General features: G+C 72.2%; 12 protein-coding genes. 6 read left to right on the forward strand and 6 right to left on the reverse strand.

Going from position 1 to position 16,907, the window contains the following annotated elements; genetic code table 11:
- Positions 1 to 163: 163 nt before the first annotated feature.
- Positions 164 to 2,134, reverse strand: a complete 1,971-nt coding sequence (locus tag D458_RS0123665) for a GMC oxidoreductase (protein WP_017589214.1) — start codon at positions 2,132 to 2,134, stop codon at positions 164 to 166.
- 217 nt (positions 2,135 to 2,351) lie between these two features.
- Here D458_RS0123665 and D458_RS0123670 point away from each other — a divergent pair, with 217 nt between their 5' ends.
- Entirely contained in the window at positions 2,352 to 2,999 is a 648-nt protein-coding gene (locus tag D458_RS0123670; RefSeq protein WP_026119631.1) for a DUF6230 family protein, read from the forward strand.
- A 4-nt stretch (positions 3,000 to 3,003) separates the two neighbouring features.
- Positions 3,004 to 4,470 (forward strand): DUF6114 domain-containing protein, encoded by a 1,467-nt coding sequence (locus D458_RS0123675; RefSeq protein ID WP_026119632.1) that lies wholly within the window; start codon positions 3,004 to 3,006, stop codon positions 4,468 to 4,470.
- Between the two features lie 143 nt (positions 4,471 to 4,613).
- Here the strand turns inward: D458_RS0123675 and D458_RS0123680 are convergent, their stop codons facing one another.
- The gene (locus D458_RS0123680; RefSeq protein ID WP_017589216.1) at positions 4,614 to 6,437 is read right to left on the reverse strand and encodes a UvrD-helicase domain-containing protein; all 1,824 of its coding nucleotides are present in this window, start codon (positions 6,435 to 6,437) and stop codon (positions 4,614 to 4,616) included.
- 897 nt (positions 6,438 to 7,334) lie between these two features.
- Between D458_RS0123680 and D458_RS0123685 the strand changes: the two genes are divergently transcribed.
- From D458_RS0123685 to D458_RS0123695, 3 genes are all read left to right on the forward strand, one after another.
- Complete coding sequence (locus D458_RS0123685) at positions 7,335 to 7,985, forward strand: DUF1707 SHOCT-like domain-containing protein (protein WP_017589217.1); 651 nt, start codon at positions 7,335 to 7,337, stop codon at positions 7,983 to 7,985.
- A 130-nt stretch (positions 7,986 to 8,115) separates the two neighbouring features.
- Positions 8,116 to 8,736 carry a SanA/YdcF family protein gene (locus D458_RS0123690; RefSeq protein ID WP_017589218.1) on the forward strand — a complete coding sequence of 207 codons (621 nt, stop codon included), beginning with the start codon at positions 8,116 to 8,118 and terminating at the stop codon, positions 8,734 to 8,736.
- 146 nt (positions 8,737 to 8,882) lie between these two features.
- Entirely contained in the window at positions 8,883 to 10,325 is a 1,443-nt protein-coding gene (locus D458_RS0123695; protein ID WP_017589219.1) for a hypothetical protein, read from the forward strand.
- Between the two features lie 156 nt (positions 10,326 to 10,481).
- Here the strand turns inward: D458_RS0123695 and D458_RS0123700 are convergent, their stop codons facing one another.
- Positions 10,482 to 11,138: a SanA/YdcF family protein gene (locus D458_RS0123700; protein ID WP_083936416.1), complete on the reverse strand. Its 657-nt coding sequence runs from the start codon at positions 11,136 to 11,138 to the stop codon at positions 10,482 to 10,484.
- Between the two features lie 280 nt (positions 11,139 to 11,418).
- Positions 11,419 to 12,639, reverse strand: a complete 1,221-nt coding sequence (locus tag D458_RS0123705) for a flavin monoamine oxidase family protein (RefSeq protein WP_017589221.1) — start codon at positions 12,637 to 12,639, stop codon at positions 11,419 to 11,421.
- A gap of 152 nt (positions 12,640 to 12,791) precedes the next feature.
- Between D458_RS0123705 and D458_RS0123710 the strand changes: the two genes are divergently transcribed.
- Complete coding sequence (locus D458_RS0123710) at positions 12,792 to 14,387, forward strand: DUF885 family protein (RefSeq protein WP_017589222.1); 1,596 nt, start codon at positions 12,792 to 12,794, stop codon at positions 14,385 to 14,387.
- Positions 14,388 to 14,598: 211 nt separating this feature from the next.
- Here the strand turns inward: D458_RS0123710 and D458_RS0123715 are convergent, their stop codons facing one another.
- Both D458_RS0123715 and D458_RS34080 read right to left on the reverse strand, forming a co-directional pair.
- The gene (locus D458_RS0123715) at positions 14,599 to 15,612 is read right to left on the reverse strand and encodes an N-acetylmuramic acid 6-phosphate etherase (protein WP_017589223.1); all 1,014 of its coding nucleotides are present in this window, start codon (positions 15,610 to 15,612) and stop codon (positions 14,599 to 14,601) included.
- A gap of 92 nt (positions 15,613 to 15,704) precedes the next feature.
- Positions 15,705 to 16,787 carry a MurR/RpiR family transcriptional regulator gene (locus D458_RS34080; protein ID WP_239648050.1) on the reverse strand — a complete coding sequence of 361 codons (1,083 nt, stop codon included), beginning with the start codon at positions 16,785 to 16,787 and terminating at the stop codon, positions 15,705 to 15,707.
- Between the last annotated feature and the right edge of the window lie 120 nt (positions 16,788 to 16,907).

The raw sequence follows: 16,907 nt of genomic DNA on the forward strand, positions 1-16,907 counted from the left end.
ACCTCCGCAGACCTCGGCGCCGAACCGCCGCGACCCTCCACCCCCGCGACCCCCGGACGGATGACGGGCCCGGACACCGCTCAGGTGTCCGGGCCCGCGTGCGTCGCGGGTCCGGGCCGGTCCCTGGATCCGGTCCCGGGCGCGGATCAGCCCCGGCGCCGGGTCAGCCCTTGGGCGGCTCGGCGACGATCTCGGCCGCCTTCTCCCGGATCCGCTCGACGACCTCCTCCGCGGCGTCCCCGCTGGGGAGATCCGTGGAGTCGGCCACGGACAGCGGCAGCGACTTCGTGAAGCGCAGCTCGGCGAAGGCGCCGCTCGGGACGGCCGGATGGTGCGGGAAGACCGGCCTGGTGCGCCGATACGCCTCACCCTGCGCCGGACGGGCATCCTCCTCGCCCTTGTTGGGCCACATCGCCATCGCCCGCTCGGCCTGCGCGGTGATGGTCAGGGACGGGTTCACACCCAGGTTCGCGGTGACCGCGGAACCGTCCACCACGTGCAGCCCGGGGTACCCGTACAGCCGGTGGTAGGGGTCGATCACCCCGGTCTCGGGGCTGTCGCCGATCGGGCAGCCGCCCAGGAAGTGAGCGGTCATCGGGATGTTGAAGATGTCGCCGACCGTGCCGCCCGGGTAGCCGTCGATCCGCTCGGCCAGCCGTGTGGCGGCCTCCTGGCCCTCCGGGATCCAGGTGGGGTTCGGCTCTCCGTGGCCCTGCCGGGAGGTGAGCTTCTTCCCGCCGAACAGGCCGCCCTTGACCGAGGTGGTCAGCGAGTTGTCCAGGGACTGCATGACCAGCCCGATGATGGTCCGCTCGGACCAGCGCCGGTTGGAGAAGCTGCGCATGAAGACGTACGGATGGCGCGCGGCCAGTCCGAGGAAGCGCAGCCAGCGCGGGATCCTGCCCCCGCCCGGCACCTGGATCGCGGTGAGCAGGCCCATCGCGTTGGAGCCCTTGCCGTAGCGGACCGGTTCGATGTGGGTGTTCGCGTTCGGGTGGATGGAGGACGTGATCGCCACGCCCCGGGTGAGGTCCTCGGGCGGTGGCACCCGCTTGCTCATGGCGCCGACCAGGGCCTCGGAGTTGGTCCGGGTCAGGGTGCCCAGCTTCTCCGACAGGCCGGGGAGCATCCCGCTGTCCCGCATCCGGTGCAGCAGTGTCTGTGTGTTGTAGGTGCCGGCCGCGACCACGACCTGGCGCGCGGTGAACGTGCGGGCGTTCGACCGGCGCCGCGGCGCGTCGGTGCGGAGCGTGTCCACCGCGAAACCTCCGCCCTCGGACTCGGGCCGCTCACGCAGCCGCTCGACCGTGGTCAGGGGGTGCACCTCGGCGCCACCGCGCTCCGCGAAGTACAGGTAGTTCTCGGTGAGGGTGTTCTTGGCGCCGTGGCGGCAGCCGGTCATGCACTCGCCGCACTCCCTGCAGGCCTTGCGGTCGGGCCCCTGGCCGCCGAAGTAGGGGTCGCCGACGGACTCTCCGGGGGCGGCCCTGCTGCCGTCGCCGTCCTCCCCGTCGCCGAAGCACACGCCGACCGGGGTGAGCCGGAAGGTGTCACCGACACCCATGTCCTCGGCGACCGCCTTCAGGTGGACGTCGGAGGGGGTGACGGTGGGGTTGGTGCGCACGCCGAGCATGCGGCGGGCCTGGTCGTAGAACGGGGACAGCTCCGACTTCCAGTCGGTGATGTGCTGCCACTGCGGGTCCTCGAAGAAGGCGTCCATCGGGTGGTAGAGCGTGTTCGCGTAGTTGAGCGAACCGCCGCCGACGCCCGCGCCTGCCAGGATCATCACGTCGCGCAGGAGGTGGATGCGCTGGATGCCGTACATGCCGGCCTGCGGGGCCCAGAGGAAGTTCTTCAGGTCCCAGGACGAGGACGGCAGGGTCTCGGGTGTGAAGCGGCGACCCGCCTCCAGGACGCCGACGCGGTACCCCTTCTCGGTGAGGCGAAGGGCGCTGACGGAGCCGCCGAAACCGGAACCGATGACCACGACGTCGTAGTCGAACGTGTCGTCTGATCCGGTCTTCCCCGGCTCGGCCTCGTTCGGCCTCGCTTCCCCGGGGAGGGCTTCGTCCGGTCGGGTCTGGTTCGTCGGGGCGGTGCTGCCGGCGGGGTCTTCTGCGCGCTGAGGGGGCATGGCTTGGTCTCTCTCCAGGTCTGAAGCGGCTGCCCGTAATGCGCCGGATACGAGTCCGCAACGAAAAATGCGCCATCTAGAAATGTGACAACACTTATTGTAATGTTCGTCACTACCGCCGAGTAAGGTGTGTTCCATGTAACACGCGTGGCGTGCTTCGGCGCAAGTTTCGTTCCCCCTCGTCGCCTCTCCCCGCGACGGAACACTGGAGGTACACATGCCCAAGGCTCCAGATGAGGTGCCTGAAGCGCCTCAGGACACGCCTGAGCAGCACGAAGGCAGCGGCGGAACACGCTGGCGCAGGTTCGCACTCATCGCGGTCCCCGGTTTCGTGGCGGCCGCGGTCCTCGGCGGTATGACCACACAGGGGCTCCTCGCGGCCTCCTTCGCCGTCTCGGGGGACAGCTTCAAGATGTCCGCGGACCGGCTGGAGGGCCAGGGCTTCACGCAGTACGGCGACGTCGCCAACTCCGTGGACGGGTCGAGCCGGCCGGTGGGACTCTCCTCGATCGACAGCGCCGAGCTGGACAACCTGTGCATGTCCTCCCTCTGGGACCTGCCCATCGGCGAGGCCACCCTGGTGATCACCGCCGGGGCCGAATCCCCGGTGATCGGCACCAACATGGTCATCGACATCGAACAGCTCCAGGGCAACGCCGAGTTCAGCTCCATCGAGATCGGCCGCGACGCCAGCACCCTGGACAAGGCCGAGAACGGACAGGGGCCCGCGGGTGGTTTCGGTCTTCAGGCCGACACCATCACCGTGACCGACAAGGAACTGACCTCCTGGGCGGTCACCTCCGGATCGCTGCGCCTGTCCGGTCTGCACCTGGCGATCAAGCCGGGCAACCACGAGTGCTTCTGATCCCATGGCCCACGCACTGACCCTGCTCCGCTCGGGATGGGGATGGTTCCGTAACTGGCGACGGACCCGTCCGTTCTGGGGTGGAGCCGTCCTCATCGCGGCCGGAATCGAGCTGCTGGTCGCGCCGGCCGCGCAGAGCCTGATCCTGCCGATCGACCTGATCGTCTACGCGGGCATCGCCGGGATCTCCGGCCCCCTCATCGCGGGCCTGCTGATCACGCTCGGCGTGCTGAGCTGGCTCCAGCCCGCACAGCACGTGTTCTTCGGCCTGGTCGGGCTCATGCTCGCGCTGGTGTCCTTCGTGACCTCCAACTTCGGTGGGTTCGTCATCGGGATGCTGCTCGGCATCGTCGGCGGAGCCCTCGTGTTCGCGTGGGCTCCCGTCGTGCGGCGGCGCTCCCGCGGGCGGCGGCGGGCGGGGGCTTCGGCCCCCGAGGGGGACAGCGGCACCGACGACGACCGGTCGGACGGCCCCGAGGACTCCGCGGACTCCGAAGCGAAGGACAGCGACGACTCCGTCGGGGACAGCCCCGACACCCGCACCGGCGCACACGCCGGACCCCGCCGCGAGGAACCGGCGGACGACGGCACCGCGACCGAAACGGTCGAACCCGCCTCCGAACCGCGTGGAACCACTCGGCACCTGGCCGCGATCGCTCTGCCGCTCGCCGCCGCCGTCACCCTCGCCTCGGCGCCCGCCCCCGCCGCGGGCTGGCCCTGGGACTGGTTCTTCCCCGGTGACGACGAGGAACAGTCCGAGGAACAGCCCTCCGAGGAACCCTCGGACGAGGCCTCCGAGGAGCCCGGCGAGACCGACCCCGACGAGGCCGGTCCGGAGGATCCGGACGACGAGGACACCGAGGACGGGAGCGACCAGGACGAGGAGGAACCCGAGGAGGACGAGGGCGACGAGGAGGGCAACCCCGAGGAGTGCGAGCTCCGCGTCGGCGACGCCGCCGTCGTCGAGGACGAGGAGGACTTCCTCGACGCGGTCCTGGCCTGCCAGGCCGCCCAGGAGGAGGACGAGTACCCGGAGGTCCTGGTCGACTCCGACTACGACTGCTTCCGGGGTTCGGTCCGCGACTCCGGCCTCACCGCCGACAGCCTCACCATGTACGGAGCCCGGTACCGGGGCGTGGTGGAGTGCCCGACCGCCGACGGCCCCCAGCGCTACATCAAGCTCAGCATGAGCAGTGGTGACATCCGGGGCGGCGAGCTGTGGTTCGACGACCTCGGTACCCGCCGGAGCCTCGGACTGCCCACCATGAACATGACCGGTGACGTGGAGATGCACGTGACCCGCATGCACGTGGCGATTCTCGGCATCCCGCTGACCTTCACGCCGGACTTCCCGCCGCCGCTGCTGCTGCCGTTCATGTACGTGACCGGAGTGGACGTGGACAACCCGATGGCCTCGACCGACGTCATGACCATCCCCGACCTGAACGGCCAGTACGGAGGGGGCGCCTAGCCCCGGGGGAGGGGCCGCCCGGCGAGGACGGGCAGAGGACGGGGGCGCCGCGACGACGGCGCCCCCGTCTCCCACGCACCGGTCACCGGTTCTCCGGTGGACACCGGCTCAGGTCACCGGCTCCCCGGCGGCCTGTTCACGTGTCACCACTGGTCCGAGAGCAGCCGGCTGGGCCGGCCCACGTGCGACACGTACAGCGCGTCGCGGGCCCGGGTGCAGGCCACGAACAGCAGCGTCCGCTCCTGCTGGTAGGCGTGTTCCAGGGCCACCTGGTCGCCGTCGGCGGCCTCGATCGCGGCCTTGGGCGGAAGCAGGTGGTCGCTCACCCCGATCAGGGCCACGCACCGGAACTCCTGGCCCTTCATCCGGTGCATCGTGCCGACCCGGACCGCCGAGGCGTCGACGGCGCCCTCCAGCGGAGTGGTCGCCACACCACGGGCCTCCAGTTCCTTGGTGACACCCCGCACCACCCACTGGTTGCGCCCGGCCACCGCGATCTCGCTCGGGTTCACCCCGGCCTCCAGCCACACCCGGACCCACTCGCCCAACGCGTTGAGCTCCTCGGTCCGGTTGTCGCATCCGCGCACCACCGGCGCCGGTCCGCGCAGCAGCGAGCGGTAGCCCGCCAGGGTGTCGGCGTCGTCGTCCATCCCCAGGGCGGCCCGGCGGCCCAGGATCGGCATGCTCCAGTCCAGGATCTCCTGGGTCACCCGGTAGCTGACCCGCAGCCGGTGGCCGCGACCGCGCACGTTGATGCCGAGCGAGGCCAGCGACACCCGGTTGTCGGACACCCGCTGGTGCGGGTCGCCCACGACGAACAGGTCGTCGGGGCCCTCCGGGACCGCGGCGCGCAGCATCCGCCACTGCGCCGGGTGCAGGTCCTGGGCCTCGTCGACCACCACGTGCCGGTACACCGGGCCGGACCGGCTCAGCAGACGGGCGGCCTCACCGGCCAGCTGGGGGTAGGACCACAGGCCCTCCACCCGCATCGCCCCCACGTAGCGCCGCACCGTCTCCCACACCTGCCGCCGGTGCTCGGGGGCCAGGTGCTGGACGCGGCCGCTGCGCTCGCAGCGGATGTAGTCGGGCAGCGTTTCCAGGCCCTTGGCCAGGATCACCTGTTCCCACTCGTCGACCAGGAACCGGCCGGAGAAGGGCAGGCCGTCGGCGAGGGCGACCGCGCGCCAGCGCTGGGCGAGCTCGTCCTCGCTCGCCATCCGCGGGGCCATGCTGGTGTGCGACTGCACGATCGACCGGGCGAGGCTGTCGATGGTCGCCACCTTGACCCGGTCCCGGGTTTCCGGATCGGGCAGCAGCTGGTCGAGGCGCTCGGCCAGGGACTGGGCCAGGGCGCGGTTGTAGGTGGTGAGCAGGACGGACTCACGGGTGTCCTCGGGGTGGGCGGCTGCGTCCACCTCGGCCAGGTGCGCGGCGCGGTACAGGGCCATCACGGTCTTGCCGGTGCCCGGGCCGCCGGTGATCTGGACCGATCCGTTGAAGTGCGCCTCGGTGATCCGGTGCTGGTCCGGGTGCAGGGTGATCTGCCACTGGGCGAAGGGCGAGCTGAGCGCCCCGGCGAGCTCGGGCGGGCCGATCGGGGTCAGGTCGGCGCGGCCGGTCCCGGCCTCGGCGAGGGGGTCGGACAGGGTGTGCGGGCGCAGGCTCCGGGCGTAGCGGAGGGCCTCGTCGCGCGGGCGCACGGTGAGCAGGCGGTAGGGCGGGTCCTCGGGCCCCTCCTCCTCGTCCTGTTCGTGTTCCGGGTCGGGGTCGGGAACGATGACGCCGGACCAGTCGGGGGCGATGCTGACGACCCGGACCCGGGGGTCGGCGGCGCCCGCGACGGACTCCAGCCCGGGGTGGTCACCGGCCTGGTAGGCACGCATCACGGCCAGGGTGTTGAGCTGGACGTCGGGCGTGAGGCGGGTGAAGTCGCTGAGAAACGTCGGGGCGATCGCTAGGGCGGACACGTCGTGGATTCCTCCGGTCTTCGACCTCGGGCGCGCTCCGTGGAGCACGGAACACACCCCGGCGGCTCTTCTGGACGGTCGGAACGGATGGTGTCGTGCGAGGGGAAGCCGGTGAGGGCCTCGCTCTCACTTGAAACATGCTCGCCGTGGAATTTGGGCAAACGCCGCTCGGAGGTCGATTCTCGACAGGTTTCCACATCACTTCAAGGGCGGTATTTGCGCAGTTCAAAGGATGCTTTGCGCAAGGGTGTTCGAGCATCTTCGGCGGGCTTTTCGTGGGAGTCGGGCCGGGACTCCGTGACCTGGGGTTCTTCGGGGAAGGCCTGTGTCCGAAATCAGAGTTATGGTGCTGACCGAAACCCGTGTCTCTGGGTACGGTGGCCCTGCTTCGCCTGAGGAGGGTGGGGGAGGGGAGGGCGTCCGGACAGGCGGGAGGAGGGTGACCGAAACCCGAGGCCGCGTCGAGACTGTGTCGGGGCCGAGAGAACGCCGGAGGTATGAGGGTTCCCGGAGCCGGTTTCACACTCTGGCCGGTTTCGGACACGCTCTGTGCGGAAGGGTGCAACGCGCGAGATCGTGTATCCACCCGGGGACACCATGTGTGGTTCAGGACTCTGCCGGGGTCCGTCCTACCCCGGCAGAGTCCTCAACCACCCTAGAGAAGCGGTACCCAGTCCCCGTCCCCTCCAAAGCGGCGATGCCCGGGCAAACCCCGCACGGTCCCGCCCGACCCCCGACGAGGTCGGGGATCACCACGCATCCTCCACCGCGGGGGTGACAAACGGGCGCCCGAACGCCGGATCGGGCCGGTGTCACCCGCGCCTGCGGCGACGTGGAACGGATCCCATGCTCTAACGTTGGTGGTGACAAACAGGGCGGAAGGAGCGGGACGAGCACGTGGCCCCCAACGACATGAACCGCATGCGCATCTCGGACACCGAGCGTGACCAGGTCGCCGAGATCCTCCGCGAGGCCGCGGGCGAGGGCCGGCTGGACCTCGACGAACTGGACGAGCGCCTCAGCGCGGTCTACGCGGCCAAGACCTACGCCGACCTCCAGCCCATCGTGGCCGACCTGCCCGCAGGGGCCTCCGGCTTCAGCGGTCCCGCGCCCGCCGGTTCCGCCCCGGCCGGGACGAGCGGGGCGGTCGCCTCCTACGGCCGCAACCCCCTCGTGGGCGGCCAGCCGCTGGTCCTCAAGGGACAGGGCGACTCCGTGGCGCGCAAGGGGGAGTGGACCGTCCCCCACCGGATCGAGGTGAACGCCCGGTTCGGCGAGGCCAAGCTCGACTTCCGCCAGGCCCGGCTCACCACCCCGGTCATCGAGGTCTGGCTGGACGTCTCCTGGGGCTCCGGCGACCTGATCCTGCCCGACGGCGCCACGGCCGAGGTCGACGTCGACTCCTCCTGGTTCGGCAGCCTGCGCTCGGACATCGACTCCATCCCCCGCCACGGCACGCCGCACTTCGTCGTCAGCGGCAAGTGCCAGGGCGGCTCCCTCAAGGTCCGGTACAAGAAGTCCGGCGGCTGGACCGACCTCTTCGGGTGACACCGCCGGCCCGGTGGTTCGCGGGCGGCCTCCCGGTCCTCGGGCGATCCGGGCCGCGGGCTCCCGCCGTGCGCCATGATGGTGGGGCCGCGCGGCAGGGGCCGCGCGCGGGGCGGGAGGACACAGGGCTGTGGGTATCTGGATCGCGGCGATCGGTGCGGGCGTGTGCGCCCTGGGACTGGCGCCCTTCGCCTGGACCTACCTCGCCAGCACGGGACGCAGGGGAACGGTCGACTCCGTACCCCACCGTCCCGTCGCCGTGGTGCTCGGCGCCGCCGCCTGGAACGACGGACCCTCCCCGCTGCTCGCCCGCCGACTCGACCTGGCCGTACGGCTGATGGAGGCCGGGAAGGTCGACCGCGTCCTCGTCTCCGGGGACAACCGCGAGGTCTCCCGCCGGGAGACCGACACCATGACCGACTACCTGGTGGCCCGCGGCGTGCCCGCCGATCTGGTGGAGGCGGACCCGTTCGGCTACCGCACCTGGGACACCTGCGTGCGGGTCCGCGGACTCTACGGGGTCGACGCGGCGACGATGGTCACGCAGTCCTTCCACCTCCCCCGGACCGTCTCCCTGGCCCGCGCGGCCGGGATCGACGCCGTGGGCGTGGGCGACCCCAGCCTCGGCGCCCGCCGCCGGTCCACCCTCATCGGCTACGCGCGCGAGGTCGGCGCGGCGGCCAAGGCGCTGAAGGACGCCGTCCTGCGCCCCGAACCCGCGCGCGGGGAACTCACGGACAGGGAGTCCTAGGGACACGCTCCCAGGACCACGGCCCGGGAACGCCCGGCGCCGAACGGCCCGGGCCGCCCCGGCGCGGAAGGTTCCCCCGGGGCCGGTGAGAAGCACGACCTCGGCGCCGATTCGCGCACAAGCCCTGAGCCGGGATAATCAGCCCCATGAACGCGACCACGGGAAACGAAGACAACAACAGCACGGAGAACGTGGACTGGGCCGCCCTGGCCCCCGAGGGCGGCGAGCGCATCCCCGAGCTGCTCGAACAGGTCGCGGCCAGCGACAGCGCGCTGTCCGACCTCCACGACATCATCCACTTCCCCGCACCCGGTCACCGGGCCGCCCCCGAGGCCGTCGACCGCCTGGTCGACATCGCGATCGCGGAGGAGACCCCGCCCGCCGACCGCTGGCGGCCCCTCAGCCTCCTCCTCGAACTGGTCAGCGCGCACGCCGAGGACCGTTTCCCGCAGAACCGGGACCTCGACCAGTGGCGTGACGAGGTGGCCTGGGCCGTCTCCAACGACGTCGAGAAGGTCCGCGCGCAGTACCGCACCTGGATGGAGGAGGCGCCCGACGAGCAGCACCACCACCGGATGCGCAACCGCCTCGCCGTGCTGGAGGCCGATGACGGCGCCGCGCTCCTCCAGGCCGAGCTGGACACCTACGAGGCCGTCCTGGCCCGGGTTCCCGACCTGGTCACCCTCCTCGAGGGCGCCTCCAACCGCGGCGGCCTCGACCGCGCGGGGGAATGGGTCAGCTACCTGCTGGGCTTCCTCCCCGACGACGCCGAACGCATCTCCTCCGAGATCACCGGCGCCTCCCAGATGCTGCTCGCCAAGGACCTGCGCCCCGCGCTCAAGACCCCGGCCTCGGTGCGCGAGATGATGACCCAAGGGCTGGACAGCGGTGAGCCGCTGCCCGCCGAGCTGTTCGCCCTCGGCCTGGTCGCCGACCCCAAGGACGTCGACACCACCATCGGCCTGACCCACCAGATGGCCGGCGGCAACCTCTACAACTCCTTCGCCGCCTCGGTGGCGCTGGTCCTGATCCACGGGGAGAACACCCCGCGCGAGGGACTGCGCCGGATCGGACGCGGCGGCGGCACCACCGTGGGCTACGAGGGCCTGTTCAACGAGTCGTGGCCGCACTGCGGCAACCGCTCCCCGCAGGTCCTGGGCTTCCTGGCGCTCGGCCGCGCCGGGGACCGCGCCCGCCGCCTGCGCCTGGACATCCTGCCCGGCCTGATCAAGGGCGAGGACGAGTCGCGTGCGCTGGTCACCGGTGTCGGCCTGGAGATCGTCCTGGGCCCCCGCTCCAAGGGGTACACGGCCGAGGAGCACGCCCAGGCCGAGTACGACGAGGAGACCCTGAAGGTCCTGTGGACCATCGCGGAGCTGCCCGCCACGGCTTGGGAGGACGAGGAGTTCACCGCGACCCTGAGCGCCTGGGCGCTGCCGGACAACGCCGAGGAGTTCTGCGCCCTGGTCGGTGTGGAGCCCGAGCCGGAGGCCGAGGAGTCCGCCGAGGCCGCCGCGCCGCAGCAGCCGCAGGCCCAGCAGCAGGCCCCCACCGGTCTGTTCGGCCGCATCTTCGGCGGCGGCCGCTGATCCCTGGCGGCCACCGGCCGCGACGAATCCGTTCCCGGAGCCGCAGGAGGCCCCGGGAACGGGTTCGTCCTGCACGGCGATGACCTTGCCACCAGAGGCGAGATCGGCGCCGGCCCCGCCTCCGGCGGCAAGGCCGCGCCGGGGGAGCGCCGGGAATCAGGGGGTCTCCTCGTCGGCCAGGGCCAGGGCGTCGTCCACTCCGGTCTCGTAGTCGCCGAGGAACGTGGGGTCGGGCCGGAACACGGCCGTGCCCAGCGCCGCCACCGCTGCCGGAACCTCGCGCGCCCACCCGTAGACCGTGGCGACACCGCGTTCGCTCATGCTGGCGGCGCCCACTCCGACCGTGTCGATCCCCGCCGCCTCGCACAGGCGCACCGCGCGCGGCAGGTGGAACTCCTGGGTGAGGACCGTGGCCTCCTCCACCCCGAACACCTCGTTGGCCCGGACGCACGATTCCCAGGTGGAGAACCCGGCGTGGTCGCCGACCACCCGGTCGGCCGGGACGCCCGCCGCCACGAGGTAGTCGCGCATGGTGTCGGTCTCGTTGTAGTGCTCGACCCCGTTGTCACCGGTCACCAGGACCGCCCGGACACGGCCCGCCTCGTACAGCTCCACCGCCAGGTCCAGACGCTGGGCCAACAGGTAGGTGGGCAGGCCGTCGGAACGGACCCCCGCGCCCAGGACGATGGCCACGGGCCGGTCGGGCACCGACGCCGCGGTGTGGCGCTGGTCCCCGGTGGCGGCCAGCTGCCACACGAACGGCGCACACCCCAGGACGAGCGCGGCCGCGGCCAGCAGGGCCAGGCGGCGCAGAAGCCGTCCCGGGCGGGCTCCGCCGGTGTCGTCCTCCGCCCCGGCGGAGCCCTCGGGGTACGCGGAGTCCTCGGCGCCGCCGGTGGCCTCCGGGGGCTCCGCGGTCGCGACGGCCCCGTTTTCGGAGGCGTCGGCGGCCGTTGCGTCGGGTGCGGCCCCGGGGGTGGGGTCCTCGGCGGGCTTCTCGGGTTCGGAGATCGTCACACCAGGGGAGACGCCCGGGACACGGGCGGAGTTCCGGTCGTCCCCGAACCCGGTGCACCGCACCCGCGGTCCGTGCTCAGCCGTACATGCGGCGGAGCGCGGACACGGCACTGTCCACCACCCGCCGGTCGGTGAGCCGAGCGACCCGGTGGGCGTGCTCCCCGCCGTTGAAGCCGAGCAGCACCGGCTGCCCGAACGCCTTGTGGCCGTTCACCCAGTAGGACCACAGCCCGGGGTCCTCCGGGTCCGACCACTCGATGACGTCGACGTCGGCGGGCCAGAAGACGTCGGGGAACCAGAGCCAGAGCTTGTCGAGCAGGCCCGCGCCCAGGGTGTCGACGGCGTCCCGTTTCTCCTGCGGCAGGGCCGGGGAGAAGGCCACGGAACCGGACTTGAGAACGCCCAGCGGAAGCGTGACGACGCAGCGGTCGCCCCGGACCTCCTCCCCGCCGCGCAGACGGACCACGGTTCCGTCGGCGCCGTGGCCGACGCCGGTGACGACCGCGCCGGTGCGCACGGGCAGACCGTCGCGCACCTGTTCGACCAGCCGGTCGTAGCCGTCGGACAGGAGCAGGTCGCCGCCGCGCCCGCCCACCCCCTCCTCGTCGGCGGTGACGGACAGCTGGTGCGGTTCGGCCCCGTACTCCTGCGCGTAGACCATGTTGGCCGCCGAGCGCAGCGCGGGGGAGGGGCGCTCGGGCAACACGGCGGAGATGGGTGTGGTGTCGGCGTCGGGCCGCTCGTCCATGTCCTCGGTGATCCGCTCCAGCTCGCGCAGCGCCGAGCGGTCGCGCCCGGCGACGCTGTCGTAGTCGAACGGCAGAGCCCGGCCTCCGGAGCGCTTCAGTACCTCGGTCATTGGGTTGCCCTTGTGCCCGTGGATCCAGGAGGCTCCGAGCTCGGCGGGCATGCCGTCCACCCATGTGGTCCAGGCCCGCCCGCCGACACGGTCCCGCGCCTCCAGGACGGTCACACGCAGCCCTGCCCCGGCGAGCGCTCGGGCGCAGGCGAGCCCGGCGAAGCCCGCGCCGACCACCGTGACGCTCTGGCCCTCCCGGGCGGTCTCCAGGACCTCCTCGGCGGCGCGGCGGCCGCTCAGCAGCGCCCCGGTGGTGGTGGCGGGGGCCTCCTCCGAGGTCGCTTCCCCGGCGAAGAACAGGCGTCCGCCGACCGGAGCGGCCAGGAGCCCGCGGACGGAGGCCCCGAGCGGGTTCGGGGGCAGGTAGGAGTAGGAACCCAGCGCGAAGGGGTCTTCCGACCACGACGTGCGCAGGTACCGGGTGGGTTCGGGGATCAAACTCGTCCGCCAATCTTCCGAGGGGTGGTCGTCCGGCGGGGCGGCACCGGAACCAGGATCGCGCACACCGGTGACAGACCGGGAGCGGACGCCGCGGAGCGTCGCGAAAAACCCGCGTGTGTGCCGCGGGGCCGGAGGGCTAGAGTCTGCGCATGTCTGTACGACCACACGGTTCCGCACGGGAACACGCCTCCACACAGCCCGACGAACTCCCCCCGCGGCTGCGGGCGATCGCCGACCTCATGCCCGGTTCCATGCGGGACGGCGCGGGGATGCACGAGTACGACGGCAGGGCCGCCGACCTCTCCCCGGCAGGGGTGCGCGCCGCCCTGGCCGGGCTCGGCGGCGAACCCCTGGACGACCCGCACGACGAGGCCCACCTGGCGGCCTTCGAGAACGGGCTCCGCTACGAGCTGGGCGAACTGGAGTGGCACCGCGCGAACCCGCTCCACCACGCGGGCGAGATGGACCTCTCCGGCTACGAACGCGAGTACGCTCCCGGGGCCGAGCGCGACGCCGCGCGGATCCGGCACCTGAAGCTCTGGCCGGCCCTGGCCGACCGCGCGGTCGACGCACTGGACCGGCTCTCCGCACCCGTCGCGAAGTCCCTCCTCGGAGCCGTCCGCGGGATCGCCGCGGGTGTTCCGGACGACGTTCCCGAGGACGTGCGCAGCGAGGCCCTGGCCGCCCACGCGAAGCTGCTCGCCCACGTGGAGCACGCCGCAGAGCACGGCGCGGCCGGCGCGGGGCTGGGCGCCGAGGCGCTCCGACGGCTGATGGGCACGGGAGAGGCCATGGAGGTCGACCTCGACGTCCTGGCGGCACGGGCCGACGCCGAACGCGACCGCCTGCGCGCCGAGCTCGCCGAGGCGGCCGGGCGCCTGGCGCCGGGGCGCGATCCGATGGAGTTCAGCCGGGAGCTCACCCGTCGGCACCCCGGCGCCGACGGTGTGCTCGACGCCGCCCGCACGTGGACCCGGATCGCCCTCGACTTCACCGAGGAGCGCCGACTGGCCCCCTACGCCGACGGCGAGTGCCGGGTGGACGTGCCGCCGCCCGCGCTGCGCTGGGCGACCGCGATGATGGCGTGGTCCGGGCCCTGGGAGCGGGACACCCCGTCCTTCTACTTCATCACCCCGCCCGACGCCGAGCTGTCCGAGGCGGAGGCGGCCGAGTGGATGGAGCAGTTCAGCCACACCACCCTCCCCGCGGTGAGCGTCCACGAGGTCGCGCCCGGGCACTTCTCGCACGGACGGGCCCTGCGCCGGGCGCCGAGTCCGGTCCGCCGGGCCCTGCACTCCATGACCTTCGCCGAGGGATGGGCGCACTACGCCGAGGAGATGTGCCTGGAGGAGGGATTCGGGGCGTACGCGGCCGAACGCGTGGGCGACCCGGACTGGACCGCCGACCACTTCGAGGTCGGTGTGTGGCTGGAGGCGCTCATCCGCGTCACCCGGCTGTCCGTGGCCATCGGCATGCACACCGGGACGATGACGGTGGAGGAGGCGGCGGCCCGCTTCTCCGAGGACACCCCGCTGCAGGGCCCGGCCGCGCTCTCGGAGGCCCGACGGGCCACCTTCGACCCCACCTACGGCCGCTACACCTGGGGCAAGCTGGAGATCATGGCGCTGCGCGAGCGCGCGAAGGAGCAGTGGGGGAGTGAGTTCTCCCTGCCGCGCTTCCACCGCGCGCTGCTGGAGCTCGGCTCGCCGCCGCTGGGGCTGATCGGTGCCGCCCTGGACGGCTGACAGCACCGCCCTTCCGGGCCTCTGAGAGCACGCAGGGGCCCGGGAGGGCGGTTGTCCGCAGGCCGGGGTGAAAGCGCCGGCGGGCCGGGCGTATGCGTGGTTCTGTCGACACACGGGGGAGCCGCGCACTCCGCCCGCCCCGTGCCGCCCGGAAACCCGGAAGGCCGAGCACCCGGGCCCGTGAACCCCCGGTCCTCCGAACCCCTGACCTCTAGATCCCCGCGGCCTCCTGCCCCGGCAGGCCCAGATCGGCCAGAGCCGCCCGTACCCGGCCCCGGTTCTTCTCCAGGGACCGCGCGGCCGTCTCCGCGTCCACCTCGGCCAGCAACGACACCAGTGCCGCCCGCGTGTCGCCCCCGGCCGCCGTCAACGCCTCGGCGCACGCCTCCTCGTCCAGCCCGGTGGCCTCCACCAGGATGGTGACCACCCGCCCGCGGAGCTTGCCGTTGGTGGCGTCCACGCCCACCATCAGGTTCGAGTAGGTCCTTCCCATCCGCACCATCACCGCGGTCGAGAAGGCGTTCAGCAGCAGCTTCTGCGCCGTGCCCGCCTTCATCCGGGTCGAACCGGCGATCACCTCGGCGCCCGTGGAGACCCCCACGTGCACGTCGGCGCCGGCGGCCAGCGGGGCGTCCGGGTTCGCGCTGATCAGCACGGTGGCGGCCGACCGCTCACGGGCCGCCTCCAGGGCACCGCCCACGTACGGGGTCCGGCCGCTGGCGGCCAGGCCGACCACCAGGGAACCCGGCACCACCCCGGCCGCGTCGATCCGACCGGACTCCCAGTCGTCCTCGATCCCCTCCACGGCCCGTGCCAGGGCCTCGCCGCCGCCCGCGTGGTGGGCCACCACCCACTCGGCGGGGACGCCGTAGGTCGGGGGCAGCTCGGCGGCGTCCTGCGCCGCGATCCGCCCCGAGGTCCCCGCACCGAAGTAGTGGATGGGCGCCCCCCGCTCCAGCGCCGCCACCCCCAGTTCCACGGCGCGCGCCAACTCCGGCAGCACCGCGCCCACGGCCGCCGCGACGGTGGTGTCCTCGGCGTTGATCTGCCGCAGGACGTCCAGCGCCGGAAGCAGGTCGATGTCGTAGGTGCCCGTGTTGCGGGCCTCGGTGGGAGCCCGCACGATCACGGCCTCACTGCTGCCCGGGTCCTCTCCGTCCGGCCCCTGGTCCTGCGGGTTGTGTTCCCTGCCGCCGCGCACTGCGCTCCCCTGTTCGGTCCGCACCCGTGCCTGTCCTTCCGTCCGGTCGCGCCGGGCCGTGCCCGGACTCCGGACCGCCGAACCGACGCGGGTAGCGGGTCAGTCGTCTCAGCTGTCTAGTCGTGGTTTCCGGTGGTGCTGTCGGTGGAGCTCCCGGTGCTGTCGTCGGGTGCGGCCCCGGCCGTCTCCCCGGGAGCGTCCTCGGGTGTGCTCCCGGGAGTTCCCCCGGGACTGTTCCTGGCGGCGGAGGTCTCGTTCCGCCGACGCCTGCGGTCGTCGCTGAGCCGCAGTCCCCGAACCGCCTCGTAGGTGGTCTCCAGGGCGGTCTTGCTGTCCGTGTAGCGGATCTGGGCGAGACCCACGAAGAGGCAGTCCACCACCGTCAGCTGGGCCAGCCGGGAGGCCGTGGCCCCTGAACGGAACAGGGTCTCCCGTGCCGCCGTGGTGAGCACGTGGTCGGCGAAGCCGATCGGGGAACGGGGGAAGTTGGTGATCGCCACCGTCCGCGCGCCCCTGCGCCCCGCCTCGGTCAGTGCCTGCACGGTGTCTATGGTGGTGCCGCTGTGCGAGATGCCGATGGCGACGTCGCCCTCCTCCAGCAGGGCCGCGCTCGTGAGCATCACGTGCGCGTCCGACCACGCGAACGACGTCAGGCCGATCCGGTGCAGTTTCTGCTGGAGGTCGGCGCCGACGAACGCGCTCGCGCCCACCCCGTACACGTCGATCCGCCGCGCGTTCGACATGGCGTCGATGACCGCGCGCAGGACGTTCACGTCCATGGCGGCGCCGGTCTCCTCCACGGCGCGCGCGTCCGTGTAGGCGATCTTCTGGACGACGGTGACGAGGGTGTCGTCGGGATTGATGTCGCTGGCCAGCTCGGGGGTGTTGGTACGCGCGCCGCGGGCCTGCCCGGCCTCGGTGGCCAGGGCCAGCCGCAGCTCGCGGTAGCCGCTGAAGTCGATGGTGCGGCAGAACCGGATGACGGTGGCCTCGGAGGTCGCACAGTCCTTGGCGAGCTGCGTGATGGAGGAGGCGGCGGCGCGTTCGGGGTCGTCGACGACCCGTTGGGCCACACGCTGCTCCGCGGGAGCGAGCGAGGGAAGCAACGACCTGATCCGGAGGACGGTCGTGGGGACCGATGACGAAGGGACGTCATCCCGGTTCACACGGTCACCAGACGGCTTCGGAATTTGCGCCATGGAGGAAAGTTTCTTTCGGTCGTGGTGCAGAGTCAACGCACTGAAGGGAAAAACCGGGAGATTCAAGGATTTCAAGGGACGGCCCGTGCGGCAAGTGTCCCTGTTCTGATTGCGTGATCC

Source organism: Nocardiopsis ganjiahuensis DSM 45031 (assembly GCF_000341085.1).
Lineage (GTDB): Bacteria > Actinomycetota > Actinomycetes > Streptosporangiales > Streptosporangiaceae > Nocardiopsis > Nocardiopsis ganjiahuensis.